The 267-nt window shown below is 61.8% G+C and carries 1 protein-coding gene; it reads right to left on the bottom strand.

Going from position 1 to position 267, the window contains the following annotated elements; genetic code table 11:
* Positions 1-58: 58 nt before the first annotated feature.
* Positions 59-267, bottom strand: a 209-nt coding sequence (locus FS507_RS19630) for a hypothetical protein (RefSeq protein ID WP_186314774.1), incomplete at its 5' end; no start/stop codon positions are given.

The following is a 267-nucleotide window of genomic DNA, read 5'->3' as shown; positions in this document are numbered from 1 at the left end:
TATCATCGCGAAAACCAACTTTCATATCACACACCCCACACCACACAACTTCCCCACACTAATCCCTCATCACCCTCACAACAATCCCCCCCCCCCCACCCTCCACACCCCCCCCACCCACCACCGCATCCACCTCCCCTTCACCCCCCACCACACCCTCCACCCCCTTACCTCCCACCTTCTTCCTCACCTTCCCCTCCTTGACCAGTGCGCTCACCCTCCCCACCTCGTCCGCCCTCATCTCCACCCCCTCCACCTCAACACCAC

The organism is Corynebacterium glyciniphilum AJ 3170, from assembly GCF_007673095.1.
Classification (GTDB): domain Bacteria; phylum Actinomycetota; class Actinomycetes; order Mycobacteriales; family Mycobacteriaceae; genus Corynebacterium.
This window is presented reverse-complemented; position numbering and strand designations above follow the sequence as displayed.